The organism is Wenzhouxiangella sediminis (assembly GCF_003410055.1).
In the GTDB taxonomy this organism is placed as follows: Bacteria; Pseudomonadota; Gammaproteobacteria; order Xanthomonadales; family Wenzhouxiangellaceae; genus Wenzhouxiangella; species Wenzhouxiangella sediminis.
Map to the genome: position 1 here is coordinate 168,230 of NZ_QUZK01000037.1, position 20,372 is coordinate 188,601.

Below are 20,372 nucleotides of genomic sequence, written 5' to 3' on the forward strand. Positions count from 1 at the left end.
TGCCGCGCTCGGGTCGCGGCACGGCCGCCGATTGTAAGTGGTCAAGGGTCCGGCTTGTAGCCCCCCGCCGGGCCGATCAGCTCACCAGCGTACCGACTTCCTCGCCCCGAATGACCCGGCCGAGTTCGCCCGGGCGGTTGAGGTTGACGATGCGGATCGGCATGGACTGGTCACGGCACAGGACGATGGCGTTGGTGTCCATGACCTGGAGCTTGCGCTCGATGACCTCATCATAGCTGATGCGGCTGTAGCGGGTCGCCTCGGTGTCGGTGACCGGGTCGGCCGAGTAGATGCCGTCGACCTTGGTGGCCTTGATCATCACGTCGGCGCCGACCTCGATGGCGCGCAGGCTGGCCGCCGTGTCGGTCGTGAAGAAGGGGTTGCCGGTGCCGGCCGCGAAGATGACCGCGCGTCCCTTTTCGAGATGACGCACGGCGCGGCGGCGGATGTAGTCCTCGCAAACGTCGCGTACGGAAACGGCCGACATCACGCGGGTGGTCACGCCGGCTTTCTCGAGCGCATCCTGCAGCGCCAGGGCGTTCATGACCGTGGCCAGCATGCCCATGTGGTCGCCGGTGATGCGGTCGATGCCCGAGGCTGCCAGGCCCTTGCCGCGGAAGATGTTGCCGCCGCCGATCACGATGCCGATCTGCACGCCGCTGGCGACGACATCGGCCACCTCGCGCGCGATGCGCGAGGAGATCTTGGGATCGATACCGTAATCGAGCTCGCCGAGCAGGGCCTCGCCGCTGAGCTTGAGCAGAACCCGTCGATAATGGGTGGTCTCGTTCATGTTCAGCAGTCTCTCCCTGCCCGGTTTGCCCGATTACGGCTCTCGTGTCTTCAGCCGCCCTTCGCCTGCTGCATGACTTCGGCAGCGAAGTCGGCTTCTTCCTTCTCGATGCCTTCACCCACCTCGAGGCGGACGAAGCCCTTGATGGAAGCGCCCTTGCTCTTGAGCAGCTTGCCTACGGTCTGGTCGCTGTCCTTGACGAAAGGCTGACCGGTCAGGGTGATTTCGGCCAGGCGCTTGTTGAGACGACCGGTGACCATCTTCTCGATGATTTCGGGCGGCTTGCCGCTGTCCTCGGCCTGGGCGACCAGGATCTGCTTTTCGCTGTCGATCACGTCCGAAGGCACGTCCTCGACGTCGCGGTAGGCCGGGTTCAGGGCGGCGATGTGCATGGCCAGGTCGCGGGCCAGTTCTTCGTCCCCGCCTTCCAGGGCCACGAGTACGCCGATGCGGCCGCCGTGGATGTAGCCGCCCATCGTGCCGCCTTCGGCCGAGAGCTTGGCCATGCGGCGAACCTGCATGTTCTCGCCGAGCTTGGCGATGAGCTGCTTGGCCGCCTCTGCGACGGTCTGGCCGCCTTCGGTGGTGGCTTCGTTGAGCGCGTCGACGTCATCGACCGTCAGGGCCAGGCCGGCGACTTCGTCGGCGAAGCTGCGGAAGTTGTCGTCCTTGGCCACGAAGTCGGTCTCGCAGTTGATCTCGACCAGCACGGCGCTGTCGCCGGACTCGGCCATGACGACCGTGCCTTCGGCGGCCACGCGGTCGGACTTCTTGTCGGCCTTGGCCAGGCCGCTCTTGCGCAGGTGTTCGATGGCGGCATCCATGTCGCCGTCGGTCTCGACCAGCGCCTTCTTGCACTCCATCATGCCGGCGCCGGTGCGCTCGCGCAGTTCCTTGACTTGTGATGCGGAAATACTCATTGCTGTCTCAAAGCTCCTTGCAAATCGGGTTCGGCAAATCGGGTTCGATCAGGACTCGCCGTCTTCATCGTCAGCCTTGGCCGCGGTCTTCTTGGCGGCCTTCTTCTTGGCAGCCTTCTTCTTCGTGGTCTTCTTCTTGGCGGCCTTCTTCTTGCTCGCCTTCTTGGCGGTCTTGGCTTCGCCTTCTTCCGCAGATTCTTCCTTGGCCTCGGTCGCTTCCTCTGCCTTGGCCTCGGCGGCCGGGGCTTCCTCTGCCTTGGCCTCGGTGGCCGGGGCTTCCTCGGCGCTCTCTTCTGCCTTGGCCGCCGTTTTCTTCTTGGCGGTCTTCTTGGTCGCGGCCTTCTTGGCGGGCTTGGCGGACTGGACCGGGTTGCCTTCGGCATCGAGCTCGACGAATTCGTCGGCGTCGCCCTCGCCGGGCTGCGGCACCGAGGCGCGGCCTTCCAGGATGGCGTCGGCGGCCAGCTGCGTGTAAAGACGGATGGCGCGGATGGCGTCGTCGTTGCCCGGGATCACATAGTCGATGTTGTCCGGGTTGTGGTTGGTGTCGACCACGGCGACGACCGGAATGCCCAGCTTGCGGGCTTCGGCCACGGCGATGTCCTCGTGTCCGACGTCGATGACGAACATGGCGTCGGGCAGGCCGTTCATGTTCTTGATGCCGCCCAGGCTGCGCTCGAGGCGATCACGCTCGCGCGTGAGTTCGAGCACTTCCTTCTTGACCAGCTTCTCGAAGGTGCCGTCGGTTTCCATCGCCTCGAGTTCCTTGAGACGGTTGATCGAGCCGCGCACGGTGCGGAAGTTGGTCAGCATGCCGCCGAGCCAGCGGTGCGAGACATACGGCATGCCGCAGCGCTGCGCTTCCTCGGCCACGGCCGTGCTGGCGGCGCGCTTGGTGCCGACGAACATGATGTTGCCGCGGCGGGCGGCGAGCTTGCCCATGTAATTCAGGGCGTCCTTGAGGAGCGGCAGGGTCTCTTCGAGGTTGATGATGTGGATCTTGCCGCGAGCACCGAAGATGAAGGGCTCCATCTTTGGGTTCCAATAACGGGTCTGGTGACCGAAATGAACGCCAGCTTCGAGCATCTGGCGCATGGTGACGTCAGGCATGTCTTCTACTCCATTGTCGTGGACAAGACGCCCGCCAGGAAATTTTCCTTCGGGTCAGTTCGGCGGAACGCGAATTGTCCGGGGTTTAAGCCTCCGCTGATCCCATGCGGCGATCCTCGGGCCCGAAGGCCGGGACAACCCCGACGCATGTGTCGACCAGCGTGTGTTTTTTGGTTCTTTGCCCGGGTCGGCCAGGCAAATCCCGTCAATTATAGCGGAGCCTTTGGCTGCAGCGCAACGCTTTGTTCGGACCCGAACCACTGCCGGCGGCCTCCACGGGGGCGGCGGGCGAGGGTATAGAATGCCGGTAAGGAGACGGGTGGTCCGGATCGGCGGACTGCGGACAAGACAGGGAGCGAAGATGCAGGACGCCAGCAGCCAGGAGAGCCAGAGCGCCAGCGACTCGACGGCCGGTGGAGCGAGCGCATCCGCCGAGCAGGCTGCTGCGGCCTCCGCCGAGGGTGGGCCGACCCCGGGAGCGGGCGCGGCCGATATCGGCCTGCCTTTCGCCGATCCGATCGGCAACGGAGAGGCGCCGGCCTGGCTGCCGACGCAACTCGAGACCCCCTGGGAGTTCCTTGCCGCGTATCCGCCGGTTCTGGCCCTGGTCGTTGCCCTGGTGGGCGTGGGGCTGGCCCTGCTTGGGCGGAGTTTCGTGCTGTTCTGGGGCCACAAGCTGACCTCGCGGATTCGTGGCGATCTCGATGAGCGCCTGCTGCGCATGGGCGCCAACGTCGCCGCCCTGATCGTCTCCTACCTGGCCATCGTGCTGGCCATCCAGGTGCTCCAGCTGGGCGACACGGCCGAGAAGATCCTGATCCGGATCGCCCTGACGCTGCTGGTCCTGCGCCTGATGACTTCGGCGCTCAAGGCCGGGCACCTCGGCCTGGAGATACTCGGGCGGCTGCGCGAGCGCTTCGCGATCGTCGAGGAGCGCACCCTGCCGCTGTTCGACCTGATCATGACGGTGCTGGTCATCGGTGCCGGCGCCTATGCGCTCCTGCTCGTCTGGAACATCGACCCGACCGCCTGGCTGGCCTCGGCCGGCGTGATCGGCATCGCAGTGGGCTTTGCCGCCCGCGACACCCTGGCCAACCTTTTCGCGGGGTTTTTCATCATCGCCGACGCCCCCTACAAGCTGGGCGACTACGTGGTGCTGGACACGGGCGAACGCGGCGAGATCACGAAAGTCGGTATCCGCTCGACGCGCATTCTCACGCGCGACGACGTGGAGATCACCGTGCCCAACTCGATGATGGCCAACTCCCAGATCTACAACGAGTCGGGCGGCAAGTGGGAACGCTTCCGCATCCGCATCAAGGTGGGCGTGGCCTACGGCAGCGACGTCGACGAGGTCTGCGAGCTGCTCGAGAACATCGCGTTCGAGCACGACACCGTCTGCCAGGATCCCAAGCCGAGGGTCCGCATGCGCGGCTTCGGCGACTCCAGCCTGGATTTCGAGCTGCTGTGCTGGGTGGCGCAACCGGCCCAGCGCGGCCTGGTCAGCCACGAGCTCTACATGGCCATCTACAAGGGCTTGAACCAGGCCGGCATCGAAATCCCCTTCCCACAGCGCGACGTGTGGATGCGGGGCGGCGCCGAAACGGAGGAGTCCGGCTAGCCCCGTCAATCGAGCGAGAGCCGGTGCAAGCGGGCCCACCCGCCCGCTGGATTGTCGTTTTTGAGGCCCACGCGGGCCGTTTCGTTCACGCTCTGCCGGGATCGCCGCGCGCGATACGGCCGGCCCGGCTGAGCGCTTCCTGCAAACGTGTCCTCCTCCGGCGGGCTTTGCCGTAGTCATCAATAGTGCCACGAAGATCATTCACCCCCGCCTCGAGGAGAGAAAGCATGCGCGCCCTGTTCCTGTTTCTGAAACTGTCGCTGGCGTCTCTGCCGGCCGCCGCCCAGCCCGACACCACCATCACTTACCAGGGCCAGCTTCAGGGCGTCAGTGGTCCGTTCACCGGCACGCCTGACATGGAGTTCCGGCTGTTCGACAGCCTGACGGATGGCAATCAGATCGGTACGGAAGTCGTCGTGCCCGCGGTGCCGGTCGCCGACGGCCTGTTCCAGGTCGAGCTGGATTTCGGTGCATCGTATGGCGTCGAACCGACCTTTCTGGAAGTCATGGTCGACGGCGAGACGCTGACCCCGCGCCAGCAAATCTCAGCTGTGCCGCTGGCACTTAAGGCACTGGCGCTGGATGGCGAATATGCCGATAGAAGTTTCTGGCGGATCGGCGGGAATGCCGGCACCACACCGGGTACGGACTTTGTGGGTACCACAGACGAGGTCGCCTTTGAACTCCATGTGGATCACAACCGGGCGCTGCGAATTGAACCATTCGCGCCCGACCCCGGCTCCGACTGGTTCTATGGCGCTGCCAATATCATTGGCGGTTGGGCTCACAACTACGTTATCAACGGAGCGGTCGGTGCAACAATCAGCGGTGGCGGTGGCGAATGGGATGTGTTGCATGAGGAAGAGCCCAACACAATTGGGGGGTCTTTCAGTACTATTGCGGGTGGCGCAGGCAACCATGTCGGCAGCAGTTATTCGACAGTCGGTGGTGGCATAAATAACTCCGCCGGCGCATTCGGTGAAACTGGGGAATTCTCCACGATTTCCGGTGGTTTTGAAAACGTCGCCAATGCAAGTTATGCAACCATCCCGGGGGGATGGAATAACAGAGCGAATGGAGACTTCAGCTTTGCTGCCGGGAAATCGGCTAGAGCCGATAATGATGGCGCCTTTGTCTGGGGTGATTCGACCTCGAGCGGTTTCGAGTCAACCGGCAACGATCAGTTCTTGATTAAGGCCTCCGGCGGCGTCGGAATCGGCACCAACAGCCCCGCCCGCGACCTGCACATCAAGCAGCGCAGTACCAACAACGCCGAAATCGGCCTGCAGATCGAACGCAGCGGCGGGAGTACCAATAACTGGGGGTTCTATATCGCCACCTCCGACAACCTCGGATTTCGCTACAACGACACCCTGATGAGCCGGATCAACGCCTCGGACGGTGCCTATGTTGCGCTTTCCGACGCCCGAGCCAAGCACTCGGTCGAACCGCTGACCGGCGTGCTCGATCGCCTGCTCAAGCTGCGGCCGAGTTCATACCGGATGAGCGCCGGCGCCTCCTCGCAAACGCGCTCGACCGGTCTGATCGCCCAGGAAGTGCGGGAACTGTTTCCGAGCTCGGTCAGCGTGCAGGACGGTTTACACGGCATAAAGTACAGCGAGATCACCGTTTTGAACACAGCCGCGCTGATTGAGCTGAATGAACGCTACAGCAATCGAATCGCCGAACTCGAAAGCGAGTCGGCACGGCGCTTTGCGGCGCTCGAAGCCGAAAGCGCCGCCTTACGCGAACTGGCCGAGCGCAACCGCAATCTCGAAAAACGCCTGGCGGCGCTGGAGTCGATTCTGCTAGCGAACGAGCGAGTCGTCCGCTCGGATTGAAATCGCGCCCCGGCGGCGCGCCTTGCGCCGCCGGGCTGACGCGGCTGAACTCTGTCAGGACAGTTCCGACTTGATGAAGTCGATGGTCTTGTCGATTTCAACCTCACGATTGTCCCCGCCGCGCCGACGGTACTCGACGATGCCCTTGTCGAGGCCGCGGTCGCCGATTACGAGTTGGTGCGGGATGCCGATCAGCTCGGCGTCGGCGAACATCACGCCCGGCCGCAGCGGGCGGTCGTCCATCAGCACTTCCACGCCGGCGGCGGTGAGCTCCTCGTAGAACTTCTCGGCCTGCTCGCGCGTGCGGTGCGACTTGTGGCCGTTGATCGGCAGGATGGCGACCTTGAACGGGGCCATCGGTTCGGGCCAGATGATGCCCGCCTCGTCGTGGTTCTGCTCGATGGCGGCCGCCACGATGCGCGAGACGCCGATGCCGTAGCAGCCCATCGTGGGATGCACGCCGCGGCCGCCTTCGTCCATGACCACGGCGTTCATCGATTCGGAATACTTGCGGCCGAGCTGGAAGATGTGGCCGACCTCGATACCGCGGATGATCTCGAGCGTGCCGTCGCCTTCGGGGCTGGGATCGCCGGCGACGACCTTGCGCAGGTCGGTAACCTCGGGCAGTTCGACGTCGCGGCCCCAGTTGATGCCGAAGTAGTGCTTGTCGTCGACGTTGGCGCCGGCGCCGAAATCGCTCATCACGGCCACCTGGCGGTCGATCACGCAGGGAATCGGCAGCTCGACCGGGCCCAGGCTGCCGGGGCCGGCGCCGATGGCGTCACGAATCTCCGCTTCGGTGGCCATGCGCAGCGGCGCGGCCACCCAGGGGTGTTTCTCGGCCTTGACGTCGTTGAGTTCGTGGTCCCCGCGCACCAGCAGGGCGACGAAGTCCGCATCGCAGTCGTCACTGGCCTCGACCACCAGTGTCTTGACGGTTTTTTCGACGGGCAGGTCGAACTGTTCGACCAGCTCGGCGATGGTCTTGGCGTCGGGTGTGTCGACCAGGCGCATCTCCTCGGAGGGTTCGGCCCGTTCGCCCACGGCGACGGCCTCGGCGAGCTCGACATTGGCGGCGTAATCGCCGCCCGGTACGTGGGCGATGGCGTCTTCGCCGGAGTCGGCCAGCACGTGGAACTCGTGGCTGACCGCGCCGCCGATGGCCCCGGAGTCGGCCTTGACCGGCTTGAACTTCAACTCCAGCCGTTCGAAGATCCGCGAATAGGTCTCGAACATCACCTGGTAGTACTCGGCGAGGCTCTCGTCATCGATGTGGAAGGAGTAGCCATCCTTCATCAGGAATTCGCGCGCGCGCATCACGCCGAAGCGCGGGCGGATCTCGTCGCGGAACTTCGACTGGATCTGATAGAAGCAGATCGGCAGCTGCTTGTAGGAGCGAAGCTCGGCGCGGGCGAACTCGGTGATCACTTCCTCGTGAGTCGGCCCGAAGGCGAACTCGCGCCCGGCCCGGTCGGTGATCTTGAGCAGCAGCGGGCCGAAGTCGTCCCAGCGGCCGGTCTCCTCCCAGAGTTCGGCCGGCTGGATGGCCGGCATCAGCATTTCCAGCGCGCCGGCGGCGTCCATTTCTTCGCGCACCACCTGCTCGACCTTCCGCAGAACCTTCAGTCCCAGCGGCGTCCAGTCGTAGATGCCGGAGGTGAGCTTGCGGATCATGCCGGCGCGCAGCATCAGCTGGTGGCTGACGATCTCGGCGTCGGCCGGTACTTCGCGCTGGGTGACGAGGTGGAAGCGGGAGGTTTTCATCGGATGAGCCGTTGGCGCTTGGGTGGTTAAACGGCCGATTTTAGCAGCCGGCCGAGCTGATTGGCACCGGGGGAGGGGAAGGTTTCAGGGAGCAACGCCCGTCGCCCCGGACTTGATCCGGGGCCTTCCATCCAGTGGCGCCTTCGGTTGGAAGGTCCCGGATCGGGGTCCGGGACGACGCTTTGCGTCGGTTTCAGGTTTCAGGGGCGCATCGGGTGTTCGGGACTGAAGGTTCGCGTTCGGGCGAGGGGGTCGGGGTTCAACACCACTCGTCGATGAAGTCGCGGGCTTCCTGCAACATGCGCTGGCGCTCCTCGTCGGAAATCTGCCGGCGTTCGCCGTCGTCTCCGCGAATCAGTACATTGGCACGCTGGGTCAGGTTTTCGATATTGCGACGGGCCTGGGCGCAACGCTCAGCCACCATTTCGGGATCCGGTTCGGCCGCTTCCATTTCCGGCTGCGCGGGCGGTATGCCTTGCGCCGCGGCCTCCGCGCCGCCTTCCGCCATCTCTTCCCCGGCGCTGGCGGATTCGACCGGCTCACGGGTCTCGATACCGACTTCTTCGTAGTCGATGCCTTCGGGCGGGCGTGCGGTGTAGTGGACGACCCCTTCTTCGTCCACCCACTTGTAGATGGTCTGCTCTTGCGCCACGGCTCCGGGCAGGGCCATGAACCCGGCCAGCAGGGCCGCGAGCAGGGTGCTGACGATGGTCTTGTTCATGCGTGCTTCCTCGAGAAGGGGCTCACGAACCGACTTTGCCGCAGTCTCGGCGCAGACGCAAGTACGGGGTGGAATGCTATTCTTGTGGCCCCCTAAACGAGATCAGCCCGAGGCATGGCAGCCGACGATCAACCCGAACAGACTCCCGCCCGCGGCGCGTTCCTGCTGCCCAACGCGCTGACCACCGGTGCATTGATGGCGGGCTTCTTCGCCATCGTGTCGGCGATCGGCGGCGAGCCCGTGTCGGCTTGCATCGCGATCATGATCGCTGGACTGCTCGACGGGCTTGACGGCCGCGTGGCGCGCCTGACGGGTACGCAGTCGGAGTTCGGTGTCCAGTACGATTCGCTTTCCGACATGGTTTCATTCGGGATTGCGCCGGCCGTGCTGGTATTTACCTGGACGCTCGATACACTGGGTGACCCGGGCACCGTGGCCGCCAAGGCCGGCTGGCTCGGCGCCTTCTTCTTTGCCGCCTGCGCCGCACTTCGCCTGGCCCGGTTCAACACCCAGGCCGGGGTCGCCGACAAGCGCTACTTCCAGGGTCTGGCCAGTCCGGCGGCCGCCGGCATGCTGGTCGCCATCGTCTGGTTCTCCGACGATCGCCAGATCAATCCCGAACTCATGTCCTGGCCGCTGCTGGTGGTCACGATCCTGCTGGGCACCCTGATGGTGTCGCGGGTGCGCTACTACAGCTTCAAGGCCGGTCCGCGCGGGGATCGCGTGCCGTTTGCATGGATCTTCCTGCTGCTCGTGCTCCTGGTGCTCCTGGCGATCGACCTGCCGGCCGTTCTGCTGACCGTGGGCATTCTCTATGTCCTGTCGGGTCCGGTCGTGACCGTTCGCGGCCGCAATCGCCAGCGCATCCGCAGGCGGCGCGAGGGAGACCGCTCGTGATGCGCTCGGCGGCCTCGAGGGAACGCCTTGCGGCGCTGGGTATCGACGTCTGGATTCGGCGGGAACGCGACAGGGCATCGGCCGATGCGGCCGCCCCGGTGCTCGAAACGCCGGCCGTTGAGGTGACGGATTCCGGGGCGGGAGGCGCCGTCGCTCGGGTGCGAATGGCCTCCGGCGACGGCGATTGGCTGCTGGTTCAGGGCTCGCCATGGGATGGGCGCCACGACGTCCTGCTGGGCGACATCCAGGCAACCATCGGTTCAGCGCGCTGCCGCTTCGGCCAGTGGGCGCATTCGGACTCGGCCGGCGTGCCGGTCGACGAGCTGGATTCCCGCGGCGTTTTACACGTACTCGCTTTCGGGGATCCTCCGCCCGGGGCGATGAAGCAGGGCGTGCTGGTCGCGCCGGAACTCTCCGTGCTGTCGACCAGCGCCGAAGCGCGTCGCCGGCTGTGGCGAAAGCTGGCTGGGGAGATCGCGGGCTAATGGCGGCCATTCTCTCGCCGCGCGTGGAAGTTCGTGCCATGGCGCGCGGCGACCTGGACGCCATCACGCGTATCGAGACGGCGTCGTATCCCTTTCCGTGGACACGCGGCATCTTCCAGGATTGCCTGCGCGTGGGCTACCGTTGCCACGTGCTCGAGGCCAACAGCGAGATTGCAGGCTACGGCATCGTCTCCCATGCCCTCGACGAAGCGCACCTGCTCAATCTCTGCATCCACCCCGAACAACGTCGGGGCGGCCTGGCCCGCCTGTTGCTGGAGCACGTGGTCCGCGAGGCCCGGGTCGGCACTGCCAACCGGCTCTTCCTCGAAGTCCGGCCCAGTAACGAGGCCGCGGTGGCGCTCTATCGGGGCAGCGGCTTTCGCACCATCGGCCGGCGCCCCGGCTACTACCCAGCCAACGAGGGCCGCGAGGACGCGATGGTGATGGTGTTGCATTTGGACGACCGGCGGGGACAATGAAGGTTACAGGCCATGCGGCGCGGCCGGGGGGCGCGCCACGAGGGATGCATGAACCAGGACAGCCGTTGGCAGCAGGTCAAGTCGTTCTATTCGGCGGCGCAGGATTTGCCGCCCGACAAGCGCGAAGCCTGGCTGGCGGATAACTGCACGGACGCCGATATCCGGCGGGAAGTCCGGGAGTTGCTGGCGGCCGACCGGGAGGCGACCGGCTGGTTGCCCGACAGCAGCGAGCTCGGGGCATCAGCCCCCGAACTGCCGCCGGACCTCGAGGGGCAGCGCTTCGGTCGTTTCGAGATCGTCCATCGCATCGACAGCGGCGGCATGGGCGCCGTCTGGCTGGCGCGTATCCGCGACGACGGTCGGGAAGTCGCGCTGAAGGTCATCCAGCGCGGTCTCGTCACCGACCAGGCCATGGCCCGATTCCTGCGCGAGCGCGAGATCCTCGCACGGCTCGACCATCCCGGCATCTGCCCCATGCTCGACAGCGGCACGACGCCCGACGGCCGGCCGTTCCTTGTCATGCCCTTCCTCGAGGGCGCTGGACCGATTACCGATTATTGCGAAGCACATGCGCTCGACCTGAAGGCCCGGGTGCGTCTTTTCCGCCAGGTTTGTGTAGCGGTGCAGCACGCCCACCAGAACCTGGTCGTCCACAGCGATCTCAAGCCCGGAAACGTTTTGGTGACCCGCGACGGGCGGGTGCAGCTGGTCGATTTCGGGATTTCCCGCCTGCTTTCGCCGGGCCACGAGGAACTGACCCGGCGCTTCGGCGAGCAGCGGCCGGCCACGCTGGACTACGCCTCACCCGAGCAACTGCGCGGCGACTCGCCCAGCACCCTGTCGGACGTCTATTCCCTGGGCGCGCTGCTTTACCGTTTGCTGGCGGGCAGAAAGGCCTACCACGTCGGGATGGGCGAGGATGCGGCGAACGACGTCGTGCCTCCTGAGCCCGCCCGCCCGGCATCCATGCCGGTCGACCTGTTCAACATCTGCCGAAAGGCCATGAGCGGCGAGCCGCAGTGTCGATACGGCTCGGCGGCCGCCCTGGGCGAAGACCTGGCCTGCTGGCTCGGCAACCGTCCGGTGGCCGCTCGCGCCCCCAGCCTGGCCTACCAGGCGGGCAAGTTTATCCGGCGAAATTTCTGGCCCGCGGTCACCGCAGCGACCGCGCTGTCAGGAATCGTGGCGCTGACGGTTGTGCTGGCCGTCAACAATGCCCGGATTAATGCCCAGGCCGAGCGAATCGCCCTCGAGCGCGACCGGGCCGAGGCCACGGCCGAATTCTGGGCGCATTTGTTCGAGCAGACGGACCCCGTGGCCAGCGAAGCGGCCGCGCCCAGCGTCGAGCAGCTTCTCGATCGCGCCCAGGCCGAACTCACGGATTCCTCGAGCCGATTGCCGGCGGTCACGCGCGCCCGCCTGCTCGGTGTGCTGTCGACCAGCTACTGGAACCTGGCCCAGCAGCAGCGCGCCCGCGAGGCCGCGCAAGCCGCCGTGGACGCCATTTCCGAGGCCCCCGGCGAGCCCGCCGCCGCGGCCGCCGCGTGGAAGCAGCTGGCCAACATCGCCATGGCGCTAGGCGATGCGGAAGCTGCCAGAACGGCGGCGAATGCCGCGCTTTCGGCCATGCAATCGGCCCCGGGCATTCCTGCAGAACAACGGGCGTCGATCCTGGACGCACATGCCCTCGTCCTGGAAATGGAAGGTCAGCTCGAAGAGGCGGCCGCGGTGATGGAACGGGTCATCGAAATCCAGCAGACCCTGCCGCTCGAGGAGGTGATCGTCGACCACGCCACCGCCTGGGGTAACCTGGCATTCATGTATTTCAACCTGGCGCGGAGGTCCGAGGCCCCCGAACCCTGGTTCGAGCGGGCCGCCGGAGGCGTCGAGCGGTCGCTGACCCTGCTCGAGCGCCACTTCGGGCCGGATCATCCGCGCGTGGGTTTCATGCGCAACGCCTCCGGCGCGCTCAACCTGGAGCGGGGCCGTCCGCAGGCGGCCCTGGCCGATTTCCGCGCCGCAGCACGTATAGCAGAGAAGACGCTTCCGCCGGGGCACGAGATGCTGGCTCACCTTTACTTCAACCAGGGCACGCTGCAGCGACAGCTCGGTGATCATGCCGGGGCGGAGGCCGCTTTCGCCCGCGCCTTCGAGGCCAGCAGCGGCTTCGACGACGAGCATCCGCACCGCGTTCGCTCTCTGATCGGCGTGCTGCGAGCCCGGCTCGCCCGGGGCGAGCGCGACGCCGCGCGTGCAGCGCTCGACCGACTGGCCGAGCTTTCCGGGCGCCTGGTGGAAAATCACTCCGCCCGCCTGTGGCAGCGTGTTTTCGAGCGACGCCTGGCCGCCGAGCCGATCGACCACGCGCTGGCGGCGGCGGCGCGCGAGGCCGGTGACCAGGAACTCGTCGAGTATCTCGAATCCCTGCCGGGCCCGGGCGATGAGTGACGCTGCTCGTGATCTGACCGACCTGCTCAACCGCCCCGCGGCCGACGGCGGCGGGCTCGATGCACTGATGCCGCTGGTGCACGAGCGCCTGAAGCTGCTCGCGCGCAACCAGATGGGCAAGCAAGCACCGCAGCCGACCCTGTCGGCGACGATGCTGGTCAACGAGGTCTATCTCCGGCTGGCGAAGAGCGAGCAGAAGCACTGGCAGGACCGCCAGCATTTCTTTGCCACGGCCGCGACCGTGTTGCGCCGCATCATCATCGACCATGCCCGGAAGGCCCACGCCGACAAGCGCGGCGGCGAGGAGCGGGCGGTCTCCGTCTCCCAGCTCGAAGAGGATCGTCGTGTCGAGCTGTCCTGCGAAAAGGCGGACCAGCTGATCGCCCTCGACGACGCTCTCGAATCACTCGCACGCCACGACCCGCGGGCTGCCCGCGTGGTCGAATGCCACGTCTTCGGTGGCTACACCTTCGAGGAAACGGCGCAGTCGCTGAAGATCTCGCCGGCCACGGCCAAGCGCGACTGGCAGTTCGCGCGGGCGTGGCTGAAGCGCGAGCTGGGTGGCGAAACGACGGATCGGGGCGGCTGAAGCGCCGGGCGACCCGTCAGCCGCCGGATTCGAAGCGGTCGCTGAACAGCAGTGGTTGGTCGGCAGGCTGGAATTCGATCGCGCCGATATCGCAAAGCGGCCCGGTGCCTCGCGCGAGTACGCTCACCGGGCGCGTCTCGCCACGTTGGTCTTCGGTCGTGTTGCCGCCGAACGGGCCGGGACATCCGCCCGCCGTCCCGCCGTCGATGGCCGGGCTGCCGGAATCGGGGATCAGCAGGAATTGCTCGAAGGGGGCGCCGGGCTCGCTGAAGCCGCTGGGGTCGCCCAGGCCCGGTGAGGTGTCGGACCGATCGGTCGCTTGTGTCGCGCAGCTGTCGCCGGAGTCGATGTTGTAGCCCGATGACTGGATCGTGCCGCCGGTCGTCGCGGTGCAGTAGGCGGACGTCGGCCACTGGGTCGCGATGATCGAGTGATTGAAAGAAGCGCTCGCCCCGTCCCGTGCCTTCACTCCGACGTCCGACGCGATTCCGCTGCCGTTGTCGACCAGGGTGGAATGAAAGACGGCCATCGAAGCCGAGCCGGTCAGAAGAATCGCCGAGCCGCCATCGGAGGTTGCGCTGTTGTTGCCGAACAGCGTTGCGTTGCGCAGGATGGCCGCCACGTTTGAGGCCACGGTAATGGCGCCTCCATGTTCGGCGAAGTTGGCCACGAAGCTGCTTCGCTCGATCTGGGTCAGAACCGTCCCGATCACCGCGCCGGTCTGTCGCACGTGGACTGCACCGCCCCGCGACGTTCCCGCACCCGACGGCGTGGCCTGGTTTTCCTCGAGGAGGGAGTCGACGATCGCGAGGATGGGGACCTGGTTGGCGTAGATTGCGCCCCCGGAGGCGCCGCTGGAATTGCCCCGGAAATGGGTCGAGTCGATCGACACGGAGTCCACGCGGGTGGATTCGTTACCGGAGATCGGTTCGTTGTCGACGTGTATCGCGCCGCCCGGACCTGCGGCCTGGTTTTGGTCGATCCTGGAATCGATGATCTCGAGACGGGTGTTGCAGCCGGTATCGGGGTTGACCAGGATTCCTCCGCCGCCGCCTGTTCCCGCGGCTTCGCTGGTCGTCACGCGAAGCGATTCGAGACGAACCGTGTCGGCGCACTCGACGAGGAGTGCGGAGCCGCCGAGAAAACCGTCGGTATAGCCGTTGGCAAGTGCGAGGTCTCTCAGCACCACGTCCTGGCCGGGTGCGTCGATTCTCATCACGCGGGTGAGCAAACTGCCGGAGACAACGGTGGTATCCCCGCCCAGGCCCTGGATTGTCACGGCTTCGGTGATGTCGAGCTGGCTGAGCAGGGGTATCCGCCCGTTCACCAGCACCGTAATCGTGTCCGCTCCTGCGCTTCCCTGATTACAGTTGTCGATAACAAGGCCGGTGTTGGCGGTGTGGATGGCCTCTCGCAGCGAGCAGTCGCCGTCGCTGTTGAGTTCGTCGTCGACGGTGTTGACGAGAATCGAAGCACCGATCGCAATGCCGGGTACGAGCAGGCCGAATGCAAGAAGGCTCCGCAAGGTCCAGATCAGATTCATCGTTTGCCTCCGAGGGTCGGGTCGCTTCTTGGCGGTCATCGGCCCGGGTCCCTGGCGCCCTCGCGAGCACCGGGGAAGTTGCCGGCAACGATTCAGTCGTTGTTGCCCAGATCCACGCCCTGACCGACGTAGGCGCGGGAGACCTCGGCGGTCAGGTTGTCGCGGAAGCGCACGGCCGAACCGCCGAACAGCCGGAAGCCGTACTGAGCCTGCTGGACGCGATTGCCGGCGATGAGGGCGGCGTTGCCGTTGGACGTGCCGATACCGATCGAGTTCTCGCCGACAACCGACATCACGTCGTTATCGACGATGGCGTTGCCCGAGCCTTGCACCTGGATGCCGGCCGCGAATTCAACGCCTCGCGCGAATCCGGTGCGAAACACGTGGTTGCCGCGAACGGTTGCATTCCACGCGTCGAGAAAGATGCCGTAGCTCCCCGACTGGTGAACGTTCATGTTCTCGATCGTGTGACCGATCGAGCAGCCGTCGCAGGCGCTCACGCCCTCGATGCCCCGTCCGAAACACGACACGCTGCCGTTGCGCACGGTCACATTGGCGACCGCGCCGGTGATGCCAATCCCGACCGTCGGTGCGTCGAGCAGTTCGTTCGGACAATAGCCATCGGCGTTGCCCTGGTTGGACAGCGCGAAGCCGTTGAGATCGAGCGTGACGTTACCGGCGTCGACGAAAATCGCCTCGCCGCTGGAGATTCGAACGTTTGCCGGGGCGTCCAGGCAATAGCGCCCGGGTGCATCGATGGTCGCTGGAAAGCGGGTCAGTGGCTTGCAGTCCGCGTGGGCGGCAAGCGCGGCCAGGGCGGTCGTTACCAGGAGACTGATTCGAAGCATGACGATGGTCCTCTGATGAAACTCGGGTTCTGAATCTCCTATCGGAGCGCGACGGCCAATCGGCTCATTCCCCGCGACGCTTTCGATTCACGGGCTGCCTTCGAACCGGTCGGAGAAGATCACCGGGTTGTCGGCTGGCTGAAACTCCACCGCGCCGATATCGCACTGCGCCTCGCCCGACGCATCGCCGTCGATGGCGCGCGTCTGACCGCGCTGGTCGGTCGCCAGCGTTGCGCCGAAGGCGCCCGCGCACGGACCGACGCTGCCCCCGTCGATGGCGGGACTGCCGCTCAGCGGAAGGAACGTCTCCAGCATCGCCCAACTGGTGTCGTCGCCGAAGTCGTCGAGCATCGACAGGTTCGGGTCCGTCATCGGCAGATCGTCGGCATGCCCGGTACACGTGCCGCTGGTGTCGATATTGAAGCCGAGCGAGTTGAACACCGAGTCGGTGCTCGTCAACTTGCATTCCGGCTCCGACTCGGAACCTTCTGTCCAGACGATGCTGTGGCCGAGCGAGAGCGTGCTTGACTCGCCGATCGAGAAAACGCTGTCGGTCGGCCGTCCGGACAGGTCGTTTCCCACCAGAGTGCTGAAGAACACACTGGCGGTCGTGTCGAACCGAAGATGGACGGCGTTGCCGAAGTTCGAGCCCGAGTAGTTGCCGGTGAACGTGCTGTTCTCGACGATCAGCACGGAGCCGGATATGGCGGAAATGGCGCCGCCGCCGCTATCGGCATTGTTGTCGTCAAACGTGGACGAGGTAATTCGCACGAGGTCGGAGGACCGGAGACTGAGGGCACCGCCGGCGATCGCACCGTTCGACGTACCTTCCGCGATGTTGCCGCTGAAGACGCTTCGGTCGATCGCGATCGCTCGTACATCATCGGCGTAGATGACGCCCCCGCTGAGCCCGGCGGAATTCCCGATGAAGCTCGATTCTTCGATCAGCAGGCTGTCGAGCGGTTCTTGCCCGGGAAATCCCGCAAGGTATATGGCGCCGCCGCGACCGGCTGCCGAGTTGTTTTCGAAGCGCGATCGAATCACCTCGAGGCGGGTGATGTCTTCGGATTCGACCGGCAGCTGCACGGCGATGGCCCCTCCGGGCGCGTCTCCGTTCGTCTGGTTGCCGGCGACTCGAAGTTGCTCGAGGCGGATGGTGCCTCCGCGCTGGATCCAGAGGGCGGCGCCGGGGACGGCCTCCGAGCCGTCGGCCAGCGTCAGGAGTCTGATCTCGACGTCGTGCGTATCGTCGGGCGCGTTGATGATGAAGATCGAGCTCGCGCCCTGGCCGGAGATGGTCAGGCTGTCGCGACCCGCTCCGAACAGATCGACGCGTTCGGTGATCTGGATGGCATTGCCCAGATTGATCGTGCCGGTCACGCCGATGAAGATGGAATCGGTGCCAATGCTGTCTCCGGCGGTGCAGCTGTCGAAGGCCGTGTTCTGGTTGGCCGACTGGATCGCTTCCCGCAGCGAACAGTCGCCGTCCGCATTGGCTTCGTCGTCCAGGGTGTTGACCGTGATGAATGCGGCCAGCGCGCTGGCCGGGGCGAAAAGCGCCGATAACAGGGCACATCGAAGGAGGAATGTGTGAATCATAGTGGTACCTGCTGAGTACGAGATGAGTGGTTGCCTGTGAACTGACGCCGTCTCTTCAGGGCAGTGCATCCAGGTTCAGGAAGAAGTTGTCGCCGACCCAGAAGCCGTCCCAGGGCGGGGATTTCGGCGCGTCGTTGGCCGCGCCCTCCATGGCCACCATGCTCAGCTCGTAGGCGCGGGCGATGCCGTCGGGCCTGAGTTCTTCGTCGGTGACGGCTACCAGCACGGGCAGGCGCCATTGAACCGGCTGGCCGAGGATGTCGCGCTTGGCGACCTGCCAGGGGCCGCGAACGGCCACGCTGAGGATTTCCTGGGGCTTGACTTCGCGCTGCCCCCAGTCGCGGTCGTTCGAAAGGTATTGATGGACCGACCTCGAGAGTTGCTCGATGGAACCGGGGCCGTCGAAGGACGCAACGTGGCCGGGCCATTCGGCCGATTCGATCCGTGCCTTCTGCTCGGCCTGCTTTTCGCTTGCGGCCTCTTCCACGGCCACACGCAGGCGGCCGAGTTCCGGGTGGCTCGGATCGATCTCCTGGGCGATCTCGATCATCTCCATCGCCTCGGCAAGGCGCTGCTGCTGGATGTTCGCGGCAAAATCGTCGAGGTCGTCCAGCCTCGAACGAACGCCGTCGACGAGGGTCTGGGCGCTCGCCGATCGCGTACCCGCCAGTTGCTCCAGAAACTCGAACAGGTCGTGGGCGTTGGCGGCCACCATGTAGTTGGCCTTGTCGACCGACACGCCGGCGGCGTCCATGGCCTCGGTGATGGCGCCGCGCTCTCGGCCGTATCGCTCGGCGACGTTCTGCATCAGGGGGCGAATCTCCGCGGCCGCCGTTTCGGCGGCTTCGATTCTGTCCAGGCCCTCACTCGCGGCGTCCGGATTGTCGTAGTAGACGACGCTGTTGCCGTGGATGGTGTCGAGCACGTCGCCATGCTCGGCATGGAGCGCAATGATCTTCTCGGCGTCGGCCGTCGCGGTGTCATGACCGGCGCTGTCTTCAGGGTCGTGGGCGCCCTCGGTGTCCCCGGAAGCCGGTTCCTCGACGCCCTCGACCAGGCCGCCGACACGCTCGGCGGCGCTCTTGAGGCGATCGAGTTGAGCCTGAGTCCCGGGAGACCAGGCAAGGAAGACGATGGATAGGAGCAGGATTGCGAACGTGATTGGTTTCGACGACATGGTTGACTCTCCTTGCGAATGGTGCAGCGCTTTCAGGTGCCGGAATGTGCTTGATTCAGGGCATCGGGGTGAGTGCGTCGACCGCTCTCAGCTCGATCGCGCCGACATCGCAGTTGGCGCCCGGCTGCCCCGACGCGTAGTCGACGGGCCGTGTTCGCCCGAGCCGGTCGTGGTCGATCGACGAGCCGTGCAGATCGCCGCAGGCGTATGGCGGAACGGCATCGACGGCGGCGTAGTGATAGGGATCCGGCGCGGGAACGGGATAGGCCGATGTCCCGCCGCGGGTTCGGTAGAGGGTCATCTGCGCGTGATCGACGTCACCCGGACCGTTGAGTCGGCACGAACCAGTATCGAGCTCGAGGTTGTAGCCCATTGAAGTCAGGCCCCGGGGCTGGCAGACGGCCCACGCGTTTCCGGGGCGCATCAGGTTGCCGGCCAGCCAGAGCGTGTCCGGGGCGTCGTTGACCAGGGCGGGTGCTGCGCCGCCCCGGTCGTTGTCGACGAGCGTGGAGAACAGGAGCTGCGATTGCCCGCTCGCACCGGTCAGTTGCAGGACCTGTATGGCCCCGGCGTAAGGGCTGCCGTTGCGCTCGAAAACCGAATTGGCGATGCGAAGCCGGTCGGCGACGACGAACAAAGCGCCCGATTCCTGCGCGCGATTGCCGACGAACGTGCTGCGGGTCAGGTCGAGTTCGGCCTCGTCCAGCGAGGCGATGGCCCCGGACAGGCCGCCGAGCGACTGGTTGCCGACAAACAAGCTGTCGGACACGTCGACCCGGATCGGACCGGCGCCGTCGAGCAGGAGTCCGCCGGACAGGTCGCCGGCATTGCCCAGGAAGTCGACATCGTCCAGGGACAGGCGCAGGGTCTCGCCCACGACGGCCAGCGGGCTGTCGCCGCCCTCGTTGCCTTCGAAGCTCGAGTGCCGGATCGAGATCGCTCCCACCGGACCGAAGCGCGAGCCGTGCACCTGGATGGCCGAAGCGCGGCTCATCCGGCTGCGGATCGACTTGAACCGGACCGAGCGGATGTTGACAGCCGCCGCGGCTCGAATGAACAGGCCCGTTCTCATCTCCAGGTTTTCGAGATCGACACGCGCCTGGCCCGCGGTCACGACGTTGACGACCCCGTCTGAGATCGCAAGGCGGTCCCGTCCCGGTCCCTCGATGGCGAGATCGGATTCGATGTAGAGCGGTGATTTCAGGCGGATGGCGCCGCCCAGCCCGGCGCGAAACCGGATCGTGTCGGCGCCCGGCGTACCGGCCTTGCAGGCGCCGACGGGGCGGTCTGTGTGGGCCGCCTGGACGGCAGCCCGCAGCGAGCAGGCGCGTCGGTCGATGGTGTCATCCAGCGTGTCGACGGCAATCGTGGCAGCCGCCGCGGGGGCTGCCTGAAGCATCAGCAGGACGAGTCCGGCGGCGGGCAGAAGGCGAAACATGGACTGCATGGCGATTCCCTCGATCAGAAGCGTTTGTCCCTGTCATCGGAAACGCGCAGCGATTCGGATCATCCGGGTCGGCGACCATGACCTTTGGCC

The 20,372-nt window shown here is 65.8% G+C and carries 16 protein-coding genes and 1 pseudogene; 7 read left to right on the forward strand and 10 right to left on the reverse strand.

The window, feature by feature from the left end:
* Positions 1-76 precede the first annotated feature (76 nt).
* The 3 genes and pseudogenes from pyrH to rpsB all read right to left on the reverse strand — a co-directional run.
* Positions 77-793: a UMP kinase gene (pyrH, locus tag DZC52_RS09365; protein WP_116650875.1), complete on the reverse strand. Its 717-nt coding sequence runs from the start codon at positions 791-793 to the stop codon at positions 77-79.
* Between the two features lie 50 nt (positions 794-843).
* Positions 844-1,713, reverse strand: coding sequence for a translation elongation factor Ts (tsf, locus tag DZC52_RS09370; protein WP_116650876.1), 870 nt, complete (start codon positions 1,711-1,713; stop codon positions 844-846).
* A 336-nt stretch (positions 1,714-2,049) separates the two neighbouring features.
* Positions 2,050-2,823: pseudogene (gene rpsB / locus DZC52_RS09375) on the reverse strand (30S ribosomal protein S2); the annotation flags it as partial.
* Positions 2,824-3,184: 361 nt separating this feature from the next.
* Here rpsB and DZC52_RS09380 point away from each other — a divergent pair.
* Together DZC52_RS09380 and DZC52_RS09385 are read left to right on the forward strand one after the other, a co-directional pair.
* Complete coding sequence (locus tag DZC52_RS09380; protein WP_181918870.1) at positions 3,185-4,444, forward strand: mechanosensitive ion channel family protein; 1,260 nt, start codon at positions 3,185-3,187, stop codon at positions 4,442-4,444.
* Between the two features lie 227 nt (positions 4,445-4,671).
* Positions 4,672-6,285 carry a tail fiber domain-containing protein gene (locus DZC52_RS09385; protein WP_116650879.1) on the forward strand — a complete coding sequence of 538 codons (1,614 nt, stop codon included), beginning with the start codon at positions 4,672-4,674 and terminating at the stop codon, positions 6,283-6,285.
* 54 nt (positions 6,286-6,339) lie between these two features.
* Here the strand turns inward: DZC52_RS09385 and DZC52_RS09390 are convergent, their stop codons facing one another.
* Positions 6,340-8,049, reverse strand: a complete 1,710-nt coding sequence (locus DZC52_RS09390; protein ID WP_116650880.1) for a proline--tRNA ligase — start codon at positions 8,047-8,049, stop codon at positions 6,340-6,342.
* 259 nt (positions 8,050-8,308) lie between these two features.
* Positions 8,309-8,770: a DUF4124 domain-containing protein gene (locus DZC52_RS09395; protein WP_116650881.1), complete on the reverse strand. Its 462-nt coding sequence runs from the start codon at positions 8,768-8,770 to the stop codon at positions 8,309-8,311.
* A gap of 114 nt (positions 8,771-8,884) precedes the next feature.
* Here DZC52_RS09395 and pssA point away from each other — a divergent pair, with 114 nt between their 5' ends.
* From pssA to DZC52_RS09420, 5 genes are read left to right on the forward strand one after another with little or no spacing between them, the layout of a single operon-like run.
* Positions 8,885-9,667, forward strand: coding sequence for a CDP-diacylglycerol--serine O-phosphatidyltransferase (gene pssA / locus DZC52_RS09400; protein ID WP_116650882.1), 783 nt, complete (start codon positions 8,885-8,887; stop codon positions 9,665-9,667).
* Positions 9,664-10,152, forward strand: coding sequence for a hypothetical protein (locus DZC52_RS09405; protein WP_147307649.1), 489 nt, complete (start codon positions 9,664-9,666; stop codon positions 10,150-10,152). Before pssA ends, DZC52_RS09405 begins: the two co-directional genes overlap by 4 nt.
* A complete protein-coding gene (gene rimI / locus DZC52_RS09410; RefSeq protein WP_116650884.1) occupies positions 10,152-10,631 on the forward strand; it encodes a ribosomal protein S18-alanine N-acetyltransferase in 480 nt (159 codons plus the stop codon). The genes DZC52_RS09405 and rimI overlap by 1 nt, the downstream gene beginning before the upstream one ends.
* Before the next feature lie 48 nt (positions 10,632-10,679).
* On the forward strand, positions 10,680-13,079 hold the full coding sequence (locus DZC52_RS09415; protein ID WP_181918871.1) for a serine/threonine protein kinase: 2,400 nt from the start codon (positions 10,680-10,682) through the stop codon (positions 13,077-13,079).
* Positions 13,072-13,668: an ECF-type sigma factor gene (locus DZC52_RS09420; protein WP_116650886.1), complete on the forward strand. Its 597-nt coding sequence runs from the start codon at positions 13,072-13,074 to the stop codon at positions 13,666-13,668. The genes DZC52_RS09415 and DZC52_RS09420 overlap by 8 nt, the downstream gene beginning before the upstream one ends.
* Positions 13,669-13,684: 16 nt before the next feature.
* On the opposite strand, the gene DZC52_RS09425 is transcribed toward DZC52_RS09420, so the two are convergent.
* The 5 genes from DZC52_RS09425 to DZC52_RS09445 form a co-directional block, all read right to left on the reverse strand.
* Positions 13,685-15,211, reverse strand: a complete 1,527-nt coding sequence (locus tag DZC52_RS09425) for a CSLREA domain-containing protein (protein ID WP_181918872.1) — start codon at positions 15,209-15,211, stop codon at positions 13,685-13,687.
* Positions 15,212-15,303: 92 nt separating this feature from the next.
* Positions 15,304-16,059 (reverse strand): right-handed parallel beta-helix repeat-containing protein, encoded by a 756-nt coding sequence (locus DZC52_RS09430; protein ID WP_116650888.1) that lies wholly within the window; start codon positions 16,057-16,059, stop codon positions 15,304-15,306.
* A gap of 87 nt (positions 16,060-16,146) precedes the next feature.
* Positions 16,147-17,658, reverse strand: a complete 1,512-nt coding sequence (locus DZC52_RS09435; RefSeq protein WP_181918873.1) for a CSLREA domain-containing protein — start codon at positions 17,656-17,658, stop codon at positions 16,147-16,149.
* A gap of 55 nt (positions 17,659-17,713) precedes the next feature.
* On the reverse strand, positions 17,714-18,835 hold the full coding sequence (locus DZC52_RS09440; protein ID WP_116650890.1) for a hypothetical protein: 1,122 nt from the start codon (positions 18,833-18,835) through the stop codon (positions 17,714-17,716).
* A gap of 55 nt (positions 18,836-18,890) precedes the next feature.
* Complete coding sequence (locus tag DZC52_RS09445; protein WP_116650891.1) at positions 18,891-20,282, reverse strand: hypothetical protein; 1,392 nt, start codon at positions 20,280-20,282, stop codon at positions 18,891-18,893.
* Between the last annotated feature and the right edge of the window lie 90 nt (positions 20,283-20,372).

Coding starts and splice junctions, on each gene's coding strand:
- DZC52_RS09385 (WP_116650879.1), top strand. CDS start 4,672: ATGCGCGCCCTGTTCCTGTTTCTGAAACTGTCGCTGGCGTCTCTGCCG.
- DZC52_RS09445 (WP_116650891.1), bottom strand. CDS start 20,282: ATGCAGTCCATGTTTCGCCTTCTGCCCGCCGCCGGACTCGTCCTGCTG.
- pssA (WP_116650882.1), top strand. CDS start 8,885: ATGGCAGCCGACGATCAACCCGAACAGACTCCCGCCCGCGGCGCGTTC.
- tsf (WP_116650876.1), bottom strand. CDS start 1,713: ATGAGTATTTCCGCATCACAAGTCAAGGAACTGCGCGAGCGCACCGGC.
- pyrH (WP_116650875.1), bottom strand. CDS start 793: ATGAACGAGACCACCCATTATCGACGGGTTCTGCTCAAGCTCAGCGGC.
- DZC52_RS09415 (WP_181918871.1), top strand. CDS start 10,680: ATGAACCAGGACAGCCGTTGGCAGCAGGTCAAGTCGTTCTATTCGGCG.
- DZC52_RS09435 (WP_181918873.1), bottom strand. CDS start 17,658: ATGATTCACACATTCCTCCTTCGATGTGCCCTGTTATCGGCGCTTTTC.
- DZC52_RS09440 (WP_116650890.1), bottom strand. CDS start 18,835: ATGTCGTCGAAACCAATCACGTTCGCAATCCTGCTCCTATCCATCGTC.
- DZC52_RS09395 (WP_116650881.1), bottom strand. CDS start 8,770: ATGAACAAGACCATCGTCAGCACCCTGCTCGCGGCCCTGCTGGCCGGG.
- DZC52_RS09390 (WP_116650880.1), bottom strand. CDS start 8,049: ATGAAAACCTCCCGCTTCCACCTCGTCACCCAGCGCGAAGTACCGGCC.
- rimI (WP_116650884.1), top strand. CDS start 10,152: ATGGCGGCCATTCTCTCGCCGCGCGTGGAAGTTCGTGCCATGGCGCGC.
- DZC52_RS09430 (WP_116650888.1), bottom strand. CDS start 16,059: ATGCTTCGAATCAGTCTCCTGGTAACGACCGCCCTGGCCGCGCTTGCC.
- DZC52_RS09380 (WP_181918870.1), top strand. CDS start 3,185: ATGCAGGACGCCAGCAGCCAGGAGAGCCAGAGCGCCAGCGACTCGACG.
- DZC52_RS09420 (WP_116650886.1), top strand. CDS start 13,072: ATGAGTGACGCTGCTCGTGATCTGACCGACCTGCTCAACCGCCCCGCG.
- DZC52_RS09425 (WP_181918872.1), bottom strand. CDS start 15,211: ATGAATCTGATCTGGACCTTGCGGAGCCTTCTTGCATTCGGCCTGCTC.